Genomic DNA, 17,024 nt, shown 5'->3' on the forward strand with positions numbered 1-17,024 from the left:
CCTCAACTATTTTGGTCGACACAAAATCGTATTGATTACGATTTATGTTGCGGCTTTACCATCATGACAAACGACGTAACACATCGCCGAATGCTTATCCGAAATCAAACTATGTAATCCTCCTCGAGAGAAAACATCCATTCACGAGTATATGTGCTAAACTCACGAGTATTTGCTCCAAACTCACGAGTAAATCCTCCAAATTCACGAGTATTTGCTCTAACTCACGAGTTTTTGTTCGAAATTCAAGAGTATTTGCTCCAAATTCGTGAATATTTGCTCTAAACCCTTGAGGAACAGCTCTAAATCTCTTGCAATAGGACTAAATTATTAAAAAATGCACCAAATTCTCTATTTATTGCACGAATCCTCCTTTTTCAATCCATTCTTTCAGTGCTTTTCGCCCAATAAATCAAAATGATTACGATTTATATTTTAAAACACTCTCTCTTGTCTTGATTGTCTTCCATTATAAAACGTAATGATTACTGTTTACAAGGTTTTTTTGGAGTTTTATTATCGGATGCCAGTTCCTTCGATGATTGGCTTTTTGATTAAGTAAAAAACTCCTGAAAAAGGATTTCAGGAGTTCTTCGGCTTTTATTTCAAGTTGTTGTAGTGGTTGATGACTTCTTCGGTGATTTCGCTATTTTCGTCCAATCCGCTAACTTCCTTAAGTGCTGAAGCTACACCGTGTTCTTTGATCATCGTTTGCAGTTTAAGGGCTTCTTCATCTTCGTTAAAATCAAAGAGTAAAGCGGCCGCTATCGCTTTCGCCAGATTAGTATAGGAAAGTCCGGCTTTCTTTGCTTCTACCGCAGGGCGCACGAGACGGTCGTTTGGCCCGAGTTTACGCAGCGGTGAACGTCCGACTCTATTTACCGAGTCATTCAGGTAGGAGTTTTTAAAACGATTAATGATTTTTTCGATATACTGCTGATGCTCACCTGCATCCAAGCCGTATTGCTTTATTAAATAGGCACCCGTTTCCCCTAAGGTTCTCTTGACTTGCTCCACAATGCCTGCGTCTTCTAATGACTGGTCAATCGTTGATTTTTTATTTTTGAGATAACCAAGGTAAGCAATGACGGCATGTCCTGTATTAACGGTAAACAGTTTTCTCTCAATGAATGGGGCGAGTTCTTTTACAATGGTCATCCCTTCAACGGCAGGTATGCTTTCCTTCGTTTCAACGACCCATTCATAATAAGGTTCCACCAAAACATCGAGTGATCCTTCGTTATTTTGGATAGGAACGATGCGATCGACTGCTGAGTTGAAGAAGTAGACTTTATCGGCTAGTTTCTCCTTAGTAGCTTGATCCAGGTTTTCCAGAATGTAGCCTTCTAAAAGGTCTGTTGCCGATATTTGGTTTTCGCAAGCGATCACATAAAGTTTCTCATCGGTTTCCTTCACTCTTGATGCTAATCCTTTTGCAATTAAAGGAGCGATATGAGGCAAAATATTGGGACCGATAGCAGTGGTGAGGTAGGTTGCTTCGGAAATTGCTTTAATGACTTCCTCTTCCTGCTTTAAACTGTTTAATCCCGAAACATTTTTCACAGTGACTGATTCTTGTTGATCAGTGGCCAGTTTGACTTGATATTGCTTTTTATCATTTAACTGATCGATGATTTGATCAGCTATATCTACAAATGTCACATGATATCCTGATTGTGAAAAAAGTGCTCCGATAAATCCTCTTCCAATGTTTCCTGCACCGAAATGTACTGCTTGTTTCATTACAATCATCCCTTTATCAAGTTAGTATATAAATAATCCAAAAATATGGCTTCCAGCCTTCTTCTAATCATTTCTTCGTCCGAAGATGAAAAAATCATGATGGATTCATTGCTTTCAATTAAGCTTGAACTTATTAAGCTGACGATTTCCTGCTGCTTCGCACTCAATTCTTCAGGTGCCAGCATCAGCAGTAAATTTTTCATATGGACGTCATTGCCGTCCATACCTTTGACCAGACGATATTCCTCCAGGTGGGCCACCTGGAATATCAGTTCTTTTATATTCTTATGTCTCGTATGGAAAAGGCCCATCCCCGTGCCCGGAATGCCTAAACCGCCCTTTTTTTCCCGTTCCTTCAAGGATCCGACCACATCATCCGCACCCATCAGCAGTTCTTCCGTTTCAGCCATCCTCACCATTTCTTCGATGATTTCTGGATGTCCTTTCCGATGCGGCAGCCGATAAAACCGGAAATTATTCATGATCGACTCGATGCTCTGCTGGGCATCTTTCAATTCCTGCAGCACTTCTTTCAGTTCGCCATCCTCTTTTTTGGTCACGGTATCCTTATCGGCTGACTGAATGCCATAACGCTTATTCTTCGTGAAGTTTTCGATATTCTTCCTTAAATAATTCCTGATGTTCAAAATATTCTCTTCACTCAAAAGAGGGGATACAAGGATATAATCACTATCGATATACGGAAGCCGGACGGTAGAAATGATCACATCATAGTTTTTCAGGCTGCCCTGCTGCTGGATGTCTTTGATGGTCTTGATTTCTACAGTCTCGATTTCGATGATTTCCTTTTTGATCCGGCTTGCAAGCATCTTCGACGTACCGATACCTGTCGGGCAGACGATGAGTGCCCTTATTGATATTTCTTCCTCCCGCAGCACTAATGCAGATCCGAAATGAAGGACGATGAAGGCTATTTCATCTTCAGGAAATTCTTTTATTTCTTTGAATCCCTTTTCCAGACTGGTCTTCACTGCCAAAAAGAGAACCGGATACTTTCGCTTAATATCTTCGGTTAAGGGGTTGTACAATCCCATTTCCTGTTTGATTCGGAAAAGCGATGGTTCCATATGGGCAAGGAGCCCCTGATACAATGGGAAATCCTTGGTCAAATCGATTTGCAGTTGTGCCGAAACATCTTTTACCAGGTTTCTTATCAGCTGTCCAAGCAGCACACTGTCATAGGGAACGGCATCCGCCGCATGAAGTTTGGAGCCTTTAAGGATGGCTGCAAGGTAGCTTATATCATCGATGGTAAAAGAAACTCCCAGCATGGCGCTGAGTTCCTTGCCTATTTTATTCATGAGATTATTCTCATCGGAAAGTTCGCTTATTTTATTGAAGTCCTTCTCCAAAAAATAGTGGCTTTCATTCCTTTGCAGGGTTACATAAATATGTACAATTAACCCTATATACCCGCTTTCCGCCAATCGGGAATGGGCACTGTTAAAAGTTGAGTTCAGCACCCCATCGATAGCCAGAAGATATTCGGGATCAAAATAGTCGAGGATTTTCGCTTCTGGAAATTTTCCTTCTTGCAGCAAAAATAAACTTTCAATCAGCTCTTCATTAAAGAAGTGCAAGAAATAGGCTGCCTGGGCTTTTCGTTTATTTTCTTCGGTGCCGGCAAGCTCTATTCCGACTCCCCTTTTTCTGGTAATCACGATATTAAAATTCTTTAACCATTCGGTCAGTTCGTCCAAATAGGTTGTAAGAGTCGTAATGCTTATTCCGAGATCCCCCGCAAGAACTTGGGTTTTATATGATTCTTCCTGCAGTAAAGCTAAAAGAAGATGCAGTTTTCTTTCTTGTGGCGTTTGATCGATCGGATGATTGCCCATCAGGTGCTGTACAAGCCGAAAGACTTGTTCATTCTTCCCGTCGATGGACAGTCCCTCATGTGTATTGCGTGTTAAATGCAACTCGAATGATTGCAGGATTTTTTCTATGGACTTCAGATCGCGTTGAACCGTCCGGACACTAACATTCAATTGTGTCGCAATGGATAAGGCTGTATGTTTTCCTGAAGTTTTTATGATCAATTCTATGATTGATTTTTCCCTTGAAGTAATATACATGCTACCAACTCATTTCTGGTGGAGTAACACGAGAAAATACTGAATAGAAAAGCGTATAACGCTTTTCTATTCTTGGTTAAGAGTATTTAATTATTTTCTACATTTATAATATCCATCAATTCCCTGGCTGATTTGGCTTTAACCATCTTTTCAATATTCTCCATGTCAGAGCATGTAACTGCAATGCCAGATAGAATTTCTAGATGTGTCCCGTCCTTGCCGGCAATGCCGAATATCAATCGTGCCTTTTGACCGTCAAAGTCGACACCATCAGGAATTTGTAAAACGGTAAATCCGGATTTAAGGACATCTTTCTTAGCTTCCTCGGTTCCGTGCGGAATGGCTACATCGTTCCCCATATAGGTTGAAGTCAATTCATCACGGGCAATCATCGCTTCAATATAGCTTTCCTTAACGTAACCTGCATTGACCAAAGCTCTTCCCGCAAAGCGGATCGCTTCTTCCTTATTGGCGAACTGTTGATTAAGGAAGACATTTTCTTCACGAAGCAATTCACTACCTTCCTGCTCATCCCCGTCGATGCCAGGCTCGATTGAATGTTCACGAACACCGGGAACCTTCTCTTCAGCATCTTCGACGATTTCATGCAGCTCATCTGTACCGTCATCCTGAAGCCGTGCAAGCAATGCATCGTATTCAGGGCTCGATAGGAAATTATCGACGGATACATGATAGGCATTCGGCACTTTATTCTGTGCCCTTGGAGTTAACTCCTCCTGTGTAATGACGATTTGTGCATCAGCAGGAATGTTTGAGATCGCCGTATTTGTAACAGTGATATCCAATCCGGCTTCCTTCACCTTCTTGCGAAGCAGCGAAGCCCCCATCGCACTTGATCCCATTCCGGCATCACAGGCAAAAATTATTTTGCTGACGTTTGTTGGCATCGTTCCCGGCTCTGAAGCGAATACATCGGCAACAGAGCTTTTCTTGCCTTTCATTTCTTGCATTTTTTTCGCGGCATCTTCAATATTCTCTTCAGATTGCTTTCCTGTTTTCAGGATGAATGCACCGACGATGAATGAAACAAGGGCGGCCACGATGACCCCTGCAAAGTTAGCAATATATGCACCTGCATTATGCGGAGTTACCGCTGTAATGGCAAGTATGCTGCCTGGAGATGCTGGAGCGAACAATCCTCCGCCCAGTAGGACCAATGTGAAAACTCCACTCATGCCTCCAAGAATGACGGCTAAGAATAACATCGGCTTCATTAGGATATAAGGGAAATAAATTTCATGGATCCCGCCGAAGAAGTGAATGATGGCAGCTCCTGGTGCTGATTTCTTCGCCGTTCCCTTTCCAAAAAAGCAATAAGCGAGCAGTACGCCGATACCTGGTCCTGGATTCGATTCCAGAAGGAACAGGATGGAAGCCCCTGTTTGTTTAACTTGCTCTACACCAATTGGTGATAGTACACCATGATTGATGGCATTGTTCAAGAACAAGACCTTGGCAGGCTCGATCAGGATACTTGTCAACGGAAGTAAGCCTGTACCGACAAGCCAATCGACTCCTGCTACAAGCCAGCCTGTAAATACGTCCACAGCAGGCCCGATGGCCAAGAAGGATAGAATGGACAATAAGCCTCCAATAATCCCAGCCGAGAAATTATTAACAAGCATTTCAAAACCGGCTTTTATTTTCCCTTCAATCAATTGATCGAATTTCTTGATGACATAACCGCCGAACGGTCCCATTATCATGGCTCCAAGGAACATCGGGATGTCAGATCCGACGATGACGCCCATTGTCGCAATCGCACCGACTACGCCGCCGCGGTGGTCATGGATTAGCTTACCGCCCGTATACCCAATTAAAAGCGGCAATAAAAACGTAACCATCGGTGTAACCATTTTGGCAAGGCTTTCATTTGGCAGGAAACCAGATGGGATGAATAGGGCAGTGATTAGCCCCCATGCTATGAAAGCTGATATATTCGGCATGACCATTGAACTTAGAAAGTTACCGAACTTTTGAACTGCAACTTTTATATTAAAGTGAGCCATTTTTGCACTCTTCCCTTCTTATTAATATTGTTTCCTTTAATCTTAAGGTACGTATACCCCTCATTCAATAAAAGAAAAAGCTAACTTTGTCGCGAAAGAGAAGACAAACATAATGTATCTCACTTTTCCAGTTTATTCAGCGCTTGATGCAGACAGAAAAGAGTCCCGTTCGCATCGTGGCGAACGGGACTCTTTAAAACTTTATAGCGGGATGATTCCCAATAGGACACAAACCACTATCATGACAAGCGTCGATCCGCATGCCCATTTCAGGAAAGTGCGCTGCAAGGCACCGAAATCTTCCCCTACCATTCCAACCAATAGATAGGTAGATGGAACAAGCGGGCTTAATAGATGGACGGGAAGCCCTAATAGTGAAGCTCTGCCGATCAGGGCAGGGTCAATTCCATAAGCAGCTCCCGCTTTAGCAAGTAATGGGAGCACCCCATAATAAAATGCGTCATTAGACATGAAGAACGTAAATGGTGCTGAGATGATGGCTGTGATGACAGCAAAATGTGCGCCCATTTGATCTGGAATATGCTGAATCAAAGAGTTTGCCATGGCATCGACCATCTCCGTGCCGGCAAGGATCCCAGTGAAAACACCTGCTGCAAAAATCATCGAAATGACGGATAAAGCATTGTCCGCATAGTTTGCTACACGTTCTTTCTGATCACTGAGTTTCGGATAGTTAACCGTAATGGCAATCGCGAAACCTACCATGAACAGAACCGCTGAAGGCATAAGTTCCATGATCAGCGCAACCAGCAGTGTAAGAGTCAATGCGTAATTGAATATGATCAATTTAGGCCGTTTTAGATAAGCATCTTCCGTTGCAGCCGCCTGCTGTGCCACAGCATGATAATCGACCTCAATGATCCCGATTCTCTTTCTTTCTTTTTTACCCAGGCAGTATGCCATGAAAAGGACGAATAGGACTCCGCCAATCATCGCTGGAATGACGGGTGTGAACACATCGGACATTTCAAGTTTTAAAGCGGTCATCACCCGTGCTGTAGGGCCTCCCCAAGGAAGAAGGTTCATGACTCCAGATGACGAAACGGCAATGCCGGCCAATACTAGCGGTCTCATTCCAATCCGTTTATATAGCGGAAGCATAGCTGAAATCGTTATCATATATGTTGTCGTTCCATCTCCATCCAAGGAAATCAGCAAGGCCAAGACTGCCGTGCCGATGGCAATTTTCACCGGATCTCCTTTTACAACCTTAAGAATCGTATTGATGATCGGGTCAAAAACCCCAGCATCAATCAAAATGCCAAAGAAAAGGATCGCAAATAAAATCATGATTCCCGTTGGCGCAACGTCTTTGATCCCTTCCAGCGCCATCTCACCCATTTTACCGCCAAACCCGCCAATAAGTGCAAAGGCACTTGGTACTGCAATCAAAGCTATCATGGCTGAAAGTCGCCCTGTCATAATTAAAATCATAAACACTACTATCATCAAGTATCCTAATAAAGCGAGCATATCTATCACTCCTATCTTCTAATAAGATAAAGTGTATATGAAACCGCTTCATTTGTAAGCGTTCTCAATTTATTGTGTTTTAAAACTATTTTGTTAATTTTGTTCATTGTGTTCACGGAACCGATTTTTCGAGGAGGAACCGAACGCCATTCCCCGGGTTGAATGGCGCGTTCTCTAAGTAAATAAGCGAATATTCAAGCAAATGTTCCGCGCATTTATTCTTCAAATGATAAATTTTCCGGTCCGTCCAAAAGGTCACAGCCGTAATCTATATTGGTCGTTGGTGTATCGATACTGACTTCCTCGAATTCCAGTTCATCGATCCATACTTGGCCGCGCCCTGAAAGAAGGACCCCGAATGAAATGATGGCACTGTTTTCGGGCACATCCAGGACAATATAATAATGGTTCCATTCCGTATCGTTGACGATGGGCCGATTCCCCATATTGTCGAATTGCAAAACATCCTGGAGCGCATTATCCACCCTCATCCATAAACCACAAAATCCATCAACACCTTTTGATTTTAAAAAGCCCGACAGTTTCATTCTTTTACCTAGGTAATTTTCCGCCTTGAATTGCTGCATCATCGTAGCAAATTCCTCCTTGGATTCGGCAGTGACGGATTTCAGGAATCCTGATGCCTGGCCTTTATGAAATGTCTCCCGGTCAATTCCCATTTGATAATTGAATGGATGACTCCCGCTTAAGCCCCAGCCTTTTAATAATTGTTCGTTTTTCATCGTCATTTCCTCCTTTTGCAAGGTTAGTTTACTTACGAGTTTCCGATATTGCCCTGGCGGCAGGTCATAATATTTCTTGAATGAACGAGTAAAGGATTCCTGTGTTTCAAAGCGGTAATATAAAGCAATATCGATTATTTTTTCATCGGTATAAAGCAGCATGTTAGCTGCATTGGCAATTCTTCGATATCGAATATATTCCGATACGGTCACGCCAACCTCCTTGTGAAAAATTCGATGATAATGAAACTTCGAAAAACCTGCGAACCTTGCGATGTTCTCCAAGGATAATTCGTCTTGTAAGCTATTCTCTATATATTCAATCGTTTTTTGGATGATGGGGCTATATCTCATTTCCGAACCTCCTTAAGAAAAGGATAACAGATTAACATATCGGTTTTTTGACATATATTGCTTTTTTCATAATCCTTCAAACGATGCATCATAAAAAAAGGTACTCTTCGTAAAGATTGTTGTTTTTAAAACGAAACTATTTAAGGTTGATTGGAGCGGAAGTGCGAGACTCCTGCGGGAGCAGCGGGAAAGGTGAGAACCCACAGGCGTTTACGCCGAGGAGGCTCACCGCCCGCCCCGCGGAAAGCGAACATCTGGAGGGGAAATCAACCACAACTCACTACCTGGTAAATAGCAACAAAGTATGGGAAAACAGCCTAAAAAAGACACCTTCAATCTTGAAGGTGTCTCTCACTTAATTCTATTGAATTTTATAATATCTTCGCTCAGGTCTCCCCACTACCCCATATACGACTTCCGCTTTACATTTCTTAACGGATATCAAGTATTCCAGGTAGCGTCTCGCGGTTGTCCTGGAAGCACCGATCTGTCCGCTCACTTGCTCAGCCGACAAACCGATATCGCTTCCTTCGAGTACCTCGATCACCTTCGCCAAAGTGATTTCGTCGACCCCTTTCGGCAGGGCCTGCCCATCGTTCGATTCCGATACGGATGAACCCTTTTTCAAAATGAGATCCACAAAATCCTGGTCTATCTCTTGTTTGGATTTCATCAGATGGACTTTCTTCAGATACTCTTCGATAACTTGGTTGAAACGCTTCATCTCCACTGGTTTAATTAAATAATTCTCAACACCATAGTGAAGCGCCTTTTCCAGTTGTTCTTTATCCGTTGCCGCGGTAATCATGATGATATCCACATTCGGGAATTTTTTCCGTATGTCCGGAAGGAGGTCTGTACCAAGCTGATCTGGCATATAAACATCAAGCAAAAGCAAATCCGGGCTTTTTTGTTCCAAAATCCGAAGCGTTTTTTTGGCATTGACAGCTTTTCCGACCACTTCTATTTCATCAAAGTTTTTCAAGAATTTTTCATGGATATCCGCTACACGAAAATCATCCTCTGCAATGACTGCTCTTATCTTCAGCATTCTTTCCCTCCTCGCTGTTCTTTAGGAAGATAAACGGTGAATATGGTGTTCCCATCCTCGCTTTGAACTTCGATGATGCCGCCCAGCTCTTTTACGACATGATCAGCATTCGAAAGTCCATAACCACTCGGACTTCCGCTGTTTTTCGAAGTGAAACCCCTATCGAAAATATGGGCGATGGCATCCTCAGGTATTCCTTTTCCGTTATCACTCACTTCAAATACCATATCATTTCCGATATCTGTGGCGAAAAATTTCACGAGCGGCTCCTCCATGCTTGAAACCGCTTCAAGTGCATTATCGATAATGTTTCCTAGAATCAATGTTAGTTGTGAAAGTTTTATATGGTCCGGCAGTTTCTCCAGGTAACTTTGTGCATCTATTTCGAAGATGATCTTCTTCTCCGATGCTTTCCCGATCTTGCCAAGTAACAGGGCTTGTACCTTTGTATCCTTTATCTGTTCGAACACGACACGGTTCAGGGAATGCAATTCGGATGTTTCGCTTTGAATCATATCGATTGCTTCATCGTATTCCCCTAATTGTATCAAACCTGAAAGGACGTATAGTTTATTGGTAAATTCATGGGTTTGTGCCCTTAAATCCTCCGAATGCATCTTCACTTCCGATAGTGTGTTGACCATTTCCTCAATTTCCGTTCGATCACGGAACGAAGCGACAACACCGCTTACCCCTTCACTATCGAAAATCGGCGTACAATTGACGATAACGGATTTGTCTTCCCATGAAATCTCCTTATCCACTTGCGGTTCACCGGACTTCAGCACCTCGAATAAATATTTCGAAGGAAATAGGCCATCGACGTTCAAATGGCGAACGGACTCTTTAATATCCAGCAATTTTTTCGCCGGCTGATTCATCGAGGTAATCAGCCCATTTTGGTCAATGGCCAGAATCCCTTCTTTCACCGATTGAAGCACTGCATTTTTTTCTTTATATAAATTGGCGATTTCAAATGGTTCCAGCCCCAGTGTATCTTTACGTATGCTCCTTGCCAGCATATAACTGCCAATGATCGAGATCATGATGGCCACTAAAGATACAATCATCTCCTTGGACAAATCCTTGAAAATTTGGGCGCGGACATCGTCCACCAAAAAACCGACGGAGACGATTCCAATTATTTTTCCATCCTCATTGAATACCGGTGACTTCCCCCGAATGGAAAGACCTAGTGATCCTGCCGCTTCGGAGACATAATATTCGCCTTCCTGAATGGCCCTGCTATTATCCCCGCCTTCCATCCGCTTCCCAATTTCGGAAGCCAGCGGATGGGAATAGCGAATTCCCTCTGCATTCCCCACAACGATGAACTCAGCACCTGTTTCCCTGCGGATCTTTTCGGCAATCGGCTGGATGATGCCAGCGGGATCATCCGTCTCAAAAGCCTCTGTAACGGTAGGCATGAAGCTAATCGTCTTTGAAAGCTCCAACGCCAATTGACCTTTATCCTTCGCTATTTGCCTTCCTTCCATATAGGAAAAAGTAGTCGTCAATAACAGGATCAAAAACAGGCTCAACGATAAGACTAACCCGAGAATCTTGGTTTCCAGCGATACTTTCCTCATATTCAACAGCATCCTCTATTTTCATTTTCATTCACTAATTTTTATAGGAGCATAATGATTTTACCATTTCTATTAAATATTGAACATTGTTGGCCGTTTATTTCCCCGTGCCCTATTTAAGAAAAATGGACACGCCGAAGATGGTGCGAAGTTCAAGGAGCAGTTGTTTTCCACCTTGTAATCTTAATGATGCTTATCTTTGGACAATGCTGGTTCTGTCTTGAAAGCAAAACAATCTGAAACATAAAATGCTCAAAGGAAACATTTCCTTTGAGCATTTTTTCAAAAACAGGTAAATGAATTGATTTGTCTTGTATCGATGCCAAAAATCGTCCAGAACCTGCCATTCCACCTGAAGCCGGCAACAGAACGCGGACCGACGAAGATGGGGTAATACCAGAAACGCGCACCATTGTTTAGCCATATAAAAGTATTCCTGAACAGACAAAAGGAAATCGCACCCGGATCTATCGCAAATGCTGAAGCCGATTGCTGTTGGGGAATAAATGCTGGCGGAGGAGCTGAAGGTGCTTGCGAACCCGGCGGTGGTCCTGGCTAACCTGGAAATTGAGGCACACCGGGAAAACCGGGTTGGCCTGGAAAGCCCGGTGATCCTGGTATGCCCGGAAAGCCGGATAGACCGGGAAACTGCCGTTCAAGAAGAACTTGATCCTCATAATGATACGTTGGGTACATAAACATGGTCATTCACCTCTATAAGATTGAATGTAATAGGTTATGAAATATGGACCCAACGTGTTTGGGCTGGAAAGGCATTTATATTAGAAAATAGATATATCACCGGATATGGGGATATATCGACGTACTCTATTGCTTTAGCTCCGTATATAGGGATATACGACGAGATTTATTGGTTTATCTTCGAATATAGAGATATATCGACGTAATTTATAGTTTTATCTCCGAATATGGAGATATATCAACGAATTCTACCGTTTATCTCCGAATAGAGATATATCGACGTAATTTATAGTTTTATCTCCGAATATGGAGATATATCAACGAATTCTACCGTTTATCTCCGAATAGAGATATATCGACGTAATTTATAGTTTTATCTCCGAATATGGAGATATATCATCGAATTCTACTGTTTATCTCCGAATAGAGATATATCGACGTAATTTATTGGTTTATCTCCGAATATGGAGATATATCGACGAAATTTATAGTTTTATCTCCGAATATGGAGATATATCAACGAATTCTACTGAATAGAGATATATCGTCGTAAATTATAGTTTTATCTCCGAGGGATATATCGACGTTACTTGCAGTTTTATCCCGGGATTCAATATAGCAATCTCCATAAATAGAAGGTTGCATAGGATTCCCAATCAGCCCACGCTTCCGATAGTTTCAGGATTTCCGCTTTCGTTGGTTTTGCTTCTGTTTGCATGAGCAGTTTCATGGAATTATGCAGCCCGACGTCATCGATGGGAAAGGCTGCTGGAAAACGCAAACAGCGCATCAAGACATAGTTCGCTGTCCACGGACCGATTCCCCGTATGTTGGTCAGCATTTTTTCAGCCTCTTTTACATCCTTTGCATTCAATAGCTTTTCTTTAGTAAGTTTCCCTTCTGCAATCATTTGAGCAACACCTATTAAATATTCACACTTCTTTACCGTCATCCTCAAATCGGCAAAATCTTCGACGGTCAATTTCGCGATCGCATCAGGGGTCGGAAACAGCCAATAATGCTTTCCTTGAAATTCAATATATTCACCAAATCCCTCCACAAGCCTCCGTTTCAAGGTATAGGCATAAGTCAAGTTAATCTGCTGACCAAGTATTCCCCAGGCAATCGCTTCAAATAAATCAGGGATGCCCATATTTCTCAAGCCGAAGAATTGGCTTACCGGCTTTTGCAATAAAGGGTCCTTTTGGGCCAATTCATAAAAAGGAAGCAGATTTGTCTCAAGATCGAACCAGTGACGAACGTATTGGCAAACAGCATCCTTTACCTGATTTTCCACCGGTGCTGTTCGTCCTGGGAAACGGACGGTCAGCTCCGTTTCATTCATCGCACTGATTTCTACTAAAAGCGTCTCGTTTTCGACAACAAGTGCTCGATAAATTTTTTGATCAACAATATCGAACAGACATTCATTGGAGGATCTTGATAAATATTTAAGATTTTCCGAAAAACGAAACTCTTTTGGTGCATGAATTCTCAATTCATTTATGCCTTCATCATTTGATAATGTCTCTTTCATCCTGCTCCCTCCTTTAGCTTTATTCTAATGACAAACCGATACGTTATCTTGCTCTTTCATTTAACTCCCTAATTTTAACAAATCCCATTGAACAATTACGTTATCTTGCTTTTATATTATCAAAATGTTTGTATATCAACCCTTTCTTGTATACTGAATGGAGAGGTGAATGTAGTGAATCCGAAAAAAGCAGATTTCCCGAATGAATATTGGAAAGCTATTATAGATTGTGATGCAGCATATGATGATCATTTTTTATACGGGGTAATTACGACAGGCATCTTTTGCAGGCCCTCCTGTAAATCAAGGGTGCCTAATAAGGAAAACGTGAAGATCTTCAAAAATGCCATGATGGCTTTGGAAGAGGAGTTCCGGCCTTGTAAACGATGTAAACCGGAAGGACTGAATGTGCCGACAGAAGAATGGGTTGAACAAATAGCCGAATGGATCGACACCCATTACAGCGAACCCCTCACTTTGAACAAATTGGCGGATATTTCCCATGGCAGCCCGTATCATTTACAACGAACATTCAAGCGAGTAAAGGGAATATCGCCCACTGAATACATTCAGCGGCTTCGCCTTGAAAAAGCGGCGAGGCTGCTGGAAACCTCCGAACTGCCGATAACTGAAATAGGCTTCACTGCCGGGTTCTCCAGTACACCCTATTTCATGACGTTATTCAAAAGGAAAATGGGGAATACCCCTTCAGGATATAGGAATGCTTATCTCAAAACTCAAGCTTTGGAGCGTGAAGAAAATGAAGAATGATAAAGAACAAACCATTGACTGGGCCATATTGCATTATGATAAGTGGCAATTATATGTGGCCAGAACGGAAAAAGGGCTTTGCTATGTAGGCTCTCCCGGTCAAACGTATGAAGAACTGAAGTCGATGATGCAAAAACGCTTTCCAAATGCGAACCTTGTTGAAAATGAAAAAGCATTAAATCCCTATCTAAAAGAACTACAAGAATATTTCAAAGGAACCAGGCAGACTTTCTCCCTTCCTGCAGATATAAAAGGAACCCCCTTTCAACAAGAAATTTGGGCAGCGCTGAATCAAATACCCTATGGACAAACCTGTTCCTATTCCGATATTGCCCAAATCATCCAAAGACCTGCAGCTGTTCGTGCGGTTGGTACGGCCATTGGCGCCAACCCAATTCTGATCACGGTGCCATGTCACCGGGTTATCGGAAAAAACGGGGCCATCACCGGCTACCGTGGAGGTACGGAGATGAAACGATATCTACTTGAATTGGAAGCACAATCTGACCGCAAAAAAAGCATCCGGCTATAAGGATGCTTTTTTGCGTTTTCTGTTTTTAGTACCAAATAGTCACCGCTTTATTATAGGCATCACTATTTGGAATCGCATGGATCCCTTGGGCCTGTGCTTTGCGCGGGTCATAATCATATACCATTGGTGTATAGCATGAGGTCTGCCCGATATTCACAACACCATTGCCCCCGGAACTTGAGCATGTATAGGCCTTACCATCAGTACTTCGGACGATTCTGGCATCCGCTTCATGATTGTATACGGCGGGGCGTGTTACGGTCACTTTTGCCCAGGCGGTTTTACACACAGTGCTGTATTTCAATTCTACGTATGAATTGGAATCGATCCATTTTTTATCCTTCGTTACCGCCGAATTTGCACAACTATTATAGTATGGACTTTTTCCATCATAGGTGTGTGTTTCGGCCAGTGCTTGATTTTTTCCAAATCCAAAGTCGACAATAAACAGCGACAGTGTCATCACCATGGTTAAACCTATCATTTTAAGCTTTTTATTCAATTCATTCATCCTCTCTTTGCAAAAATATAGATGAAGGTTTTTCTTTTTTCATTAATACCAGTCGGTTTCACCTGCTGTATATGGCCAAAAGGCTACCGCTTTTGCTTTACGCGGATCTAAATCATATACCATCGGTGTATAGCATGACGTTTGACCTTTATTTATTTCACCATTTCCTCCAGGAGATGCACAGCTGAATTGTTTATTATCAGTATTGCGGACAACCAATGCCGTTGCCTCACCATCTGCTTTAGCCGGTCTGCTTAGAGTGATCTTCGCCCAGGCGGTTTTACAGACAGTGCTGAATTTCAACTCCAAATTGGCAGAACCGCCATTGGCATAAATTTTCACCGACTTCTTCGTGACAGCGCTATTCGCACAACTATTATAGTAAGGACTTTTTCCATCATAGGTGTGTGTTTCGGCTGAAGCTTTGTTCGCAAAAGAATCAAGGGAGCCAAAAAGGACTAAAGAAGCTACAAAAAATGAAATGCATAAAACCATTTTTTTCATTATTTCACTCATCCCCTTAACAAAATTTATACACTGTTCATCTTACAATTTTGTAATATTCTTACAAGTGATAAATTCCCTAGTTCATGAAAAACTACATCCCCGCCTTTACGATGCAGCCTGGCATCATCATTACAGTCTGGTATGTCTTGCTTTATCAGCTGAATCATCACAGAGACAAAGTCATTATCCCTATGAGCCATTCAGGGCAAAATAAGGTAACTAAGAACTTATGAGTATCAAGCTGGGACAAAACGAGCCAATAGGCTGCCGTTGATCGGGAAAGATACAGGTCGATATACTTAATGTTTTTTTCAAGAAAAAAGAAAAGCCCCGACAAAACGCGAATCGTTTTATCAGGGCTTTAAATTCAATTAGCGAGGTTTTCTCTGATCAATCTAATGATGTTATCATAATAGGAACGATCATGCGGAACGAACTCATTCCGTCCAACAAATCGATCGATCATCATCCTGCGGCCTTCGTGATTCATTTCAAATCCCTTAATATTCACTTTGTCCTTCGCTTCGGTCCAAAGCTCTTCGAAGTCAGTCAGCACAACCTTCACCATCCCGGAAACCTCTTCTGGCTGCAGGGTGAAATCATCGAAGCCATGTGCACGTTCATATAGAAAGACGTTTGCCAGTTCTTTGTCGATGAAACCTTCTTTCGTTTGATGGTATTCAATAATCCCTAATGGAACCAACTCGTCAAAGGAAACGTCAATGCCTAGCTCTTCTTTAATCTCCCTTACTCCGTCGTATACCGTTTCATGAGCCAGTAAATGGCCGGCAGCCGTAATATCCCATAGATTCGGATAATCTTTTTTCATCGCACAACGATGCTGAAGATATAGGTAATCCACGCCCGCTTCCGAACTTGCGAACCAGCAATGGAAAACCTCATGCCAATGTCCCAATCTATGTACTTCCTCTCGCGAAGCCACGCCGGTTTGAATGCGATTGGAATCGAAAACTTTCAACAACTCAGTTTCCATTGGAGCTTCACTCCCAGCCCTTTTTTATAAAAAACAGCTTCAGCCTTTTTCTTTTCTCCAATTTTTCGGGTTTAAATAGCCTTTATATTTAGCGGCTACTTCTTTCCCGACCAAAAGCGCTCCTGCCCAAAACATCACTTCCGCAAAGACAATCGCACCTGTTATGACCCCAGCCTTGACCGCAGTCGAAAATGGCGTAAAAGGAGCCGCGACAGGAATGATCCAAGTGAGAAGGGAAATGATAAGGAACCCCATCCCTACTTTGTAAAATCTCGATTTCTTTATTTCCTTACTTTCTTTATCCAATTAAATAACCTCCGTCATGATATTTTCATTTAATTACCCCGCCGAACAAATATACCATTGAATA

The 17,024-nt window shown here is 42.3% G+C and carries 14 protein-coding genes and 1 pseudogene; 2 read left to right on the forward strand and 13 right to left on the reverse strand.

Translation table 11 applies throughout. The annotated features are described in order from the left end of the window. Window positions 1-600 precede the first annotated feature (600 nt). The 9 genes and pseudogenes from NYE65_RS06080 to NYE65_RS06120 all read right to left on the reverse strand — a co-directional run bounded on the left by NYE65_RS06080 (window position 601) and on the right by NYE65_RS06120 (window position 13,339). Entirely contained in the window at window positions 601-1,743 is a 1,143-nt protein-coding gene (locus NYE65_RS06080; RefSeq protein ID WP_340860035.1) for a mannitol-1-phosphate 5-dehydrogenase, read from the reverse strand. 5 nt (window positions 1,744-1,748) lie between these two features. Next, window positions 1,749-3,839, reverse strand: coding sequence for a BglG family transcription antiterminator (locus NYE65_RS06085; RefSeq protein ID WP_340860036.1), 2,091 nt, complete (start codon window positions 3,837-3,839; stop codon window positions 1,749-1,751). Window positions 3,840-3,925: 86 nt separating this feature from the next. After that, window positions 3,926-5,869 carry a PTS mannitol transporter subunit IICBA gene (locus NYE65_RS06090; RefSeq protein ID WP_340860037.1) on the reverse strand — a complete coding sequence of 648 codons (1,944 nt, stop codon included), beginning with the start codon at window positions 5,867-5,869 and terminating at the stop codon, window positions 3,926-3,928. Between the two features lie 201 nt (window positions 5,870-6,070). Next, complete coding sequence (locus NYE65_RS06095) at window positions 6,071-7,363, reverse strand: CitMHS family transporter (RefSeq protein ID WP_340860038.1); 1,293 nt, start codon at window positions 7,361-7,363, stop codon at window positions 6,071-6,073. A gap of 215 nt (window positions 7,364-7,578) precedes the next feature. Then, window positions 7,579-8,460 carry a helix-turn-helix transcriptional regulator gene (locus tag NYE65_RS06100; protein ID WP_340860039.1) on the reverse strand — a complete coding sequence of 294 codons (882 nt, stop codon included), beginning with the start codon at window positions 8,458-8,460 and terminating at the stop codon, window positions 7,579-7,581. Between the two features lie 361 nt (window positions 8,461-8,821). Next, window positions 8,822-9,511, reverse strand: coding sequence for a response regulator (locus NYE65_RS06105; protein ID WP_057276837.1), 690 nt, complete (start codon window positions 9,509-9,511; stop codon window positions 8,822-8,824). Then, window positions 9,505-11,100: an ATP-binding protein gene (locus NYE65_RS06110; protein WP_057276838.1), complete on the reverse strand. Its 1,596-nt coding sequence runs from the start codon at window positions 11,098-11,100 to the stop codon at window positions 9,505-9,507. The genes NYE65_RS06105 and NYE65_RS06110 overlap by 7 nt, the downstream gene beginning before the upstream one ends. 282 nt (window positions 11,101-11,382) lie before the next feature. Then, a pseudogene (locus NYE65_RS06115) lies at window positions 11,383-11,808 on the reverse strand (collagen-like triple helix repeat-containing protein). 604 nt (window positions 11,809-12,412) lie between these two features. Beyond that, the gene (locus tag NYE65_RS06120; protein WP_340860040.1) at window positions 12,413-13,339 is read right to left on the reverse strand and encodes a DNA-3-methyladenine glycosylase family protein; all 927 of its coding nucleotides are present in this window, start codon (window positions 13,337-13,339) and stop codon (window positions 12,413-12,415) included. Between the two features lie 174 nt (window positions 13,340-13,513). Between NYE65_RS06120 and NYE65_RS06125 the strand changes: the two genes are divergently transcribed. Beyond that, window positions 13,514-14,110, forward strand: coding sequence for a bifunctional transcriptional activator/DNA repair enzyme AdaA (locus tag NYE65_RS06125; protein ID WP_340860041.1), 597 nt, complete (start codon window positions 13,514-13,516; stop codon window positions 14,108-14,110). Then, complete coding sequence (locus NYE65_RS06130) at window positions 14,100-14,642, forward strand: methylated-DNA--[protein]-cysteine S-methyltransferase (RefSeq protein ID WP_340860042.1); 543 nt, start codon at window positions 14,100-14,102, stop codon at window positions 14,640-14,642. The genes NYE65_RS06125 and NYE65_RS06130 overlap by 11 nt, the downstream gene beginning before the upstream one ends. 25 nt (window positions 14,643-14,667) lie before the next feature. Here NYE65_RS06130 and NYE65_RS06135 read toward each other — a convergent pair whose 3' ends face one another. The 4 genes from NYE65_RS06135 to NYE65_RS06150 all read right to left on the reverse strand — a co-directional run bounded on the left by NYE65_RS06135 (window position 14,668) and on the right by NYE65_RS06150 (window position 16,960). After that, complete coding sequence (locus tag NYE65_RS06135) at window positions 14,668-15,111, reverse strand: DUF2690 domain-containing protein (RefSeq protein ID WP_176548667.1); 444 nt, start codon at window positions 15,109-15,111, stop codon at window positions 14,668-14,670. An 84-nt stretch (window positions 15,112-15,195) separates the two neighbouring features. Next, the gene (locus NYE65_RS06140) at window positions 15,196-15,657 is read right to left on the reverse strand and encodes a DUF2690 domain-containing protein (RefSeq protein WP_052137328.1); all 462 of its coding nucleotides are present in this window, start codon (window positions 15,655-15,657) and stop codon (window positions 15,196-15,198) included. A gap of 370 nt (window positions 15,658-16,027) precedes the next feature. Then, entirely contained in the window at window positions 16,028-16,654 is a 627-nt protein-coding gene (locus tag NYE65_RS06145) for an NUDIX hydrolase (RefSeq protein WP_268591988.1), read from the reverse strand. Between the two features lie 39 nt (window positions 16,655-16,693). After that, complete coding sequence (locus NYE65_RS06150; protein ID WP_034309540.1) at window positions 16,694-16,960, reverse strand: transporter suffix domain-containing protein; 267 nt, start codon at window positions 16,958-16,960, stop codon at window positions 16,694-16,696. Between the last annotated feature and the right edge of the window lie 64 nt (window positions 16,961-17,024).

This window comes from Peribacillus sp. FSL R5-0717 (assembly GCF_038002945.1).
In the GTDB taxonomy this organism is placed as follows: Bacteria; Bacillota; Bacilli; order Bacillales; family DSM-1321; genus Peribacillus; species Peribacillus frigoritolerans.

Coding starts and splice junctions, on each gene's coding strand:
- NYE65_RS06080 (WP_340860035.1), bottom strand. CDS start 1,743: ATGAAACAAGCAGTACATTTCGGTGCAGGAAACATTGGAAGAGGATTT.
- NYE65_RS06085 (WP_340860036.1), bottom strand. CDS start 3,839: ATGTATATTACTTCAAGGGAAAAATCAATCATAGAATTGATCATAAAA.
- NYE65_RS06090 (WP_340860037.1), bottom strand. CDS start 5,869: ATGGCTCACTTTAATATAAAAGTTGCAGTTCAAAAGTTCGGTAACTTT.
- NYE65_RS06095 (WP_340860038.1), bottom strand. CDS start 7,363: ATGCTCGCTTTATTAGGATACTTGATGATAGTAGTGTTTATGATTTTA.
- NYE65_RS06100 (WP_340860039.1), bottom strand. CDS start 8,460: ATGAGATATAGCCCCATCATCCAAAAAACGATTGAATATATAGAGAAT.
- NYE65_RS06105 (WP_057276837.1), bottom strand. CDS start 9,511: ATGCTGAAGATAAGAGCAGTCATTGCAGAGGATGATTTTCGTGTAGCG.
- NYE65_RS06110 (WP_057276838.1), bottom strand. CDS start 11,100: ATGAGGAAAGTATCGCTGGAAACCAAGATTCTCGGGTTAGTCTTATCG.
- NYE65_RS06120 (WP_340860040.1), bottom strand. CDS start 13,339: ATGAAAGAGACATTATCAAATGATGAAGGCATAAATGAATTGAGAATT.
- NYE65_RS06130 (WP_340860042.1), top strand. CDS start 14,100: ATGAAGAATGATAAAGAACAAACCATTGACTGGGCCATATTGCATTAT.
- NYE65_RS06135 (WP_176548667.1), bottom strand. CDS start 15,111: ATGGTGATGACACTGTCGCTGTTTATTGTCGACTTTGGATTTGGAAAA.
- NYE65_RS06140 (WP_052137328.1), bottom strand. CDS start 15,657: ATGAAAAAAATGGTTTTATGCATTTCATTTTTTGTAGCTTCTTTAGTC.
- NYE65_RS06145 (WP_268591988.1), bottom strand. CDS start 16,654: ATGGAAACTGAGTTGTTGAAAGTTTTCGATTCCAATCGCATTCAAACC.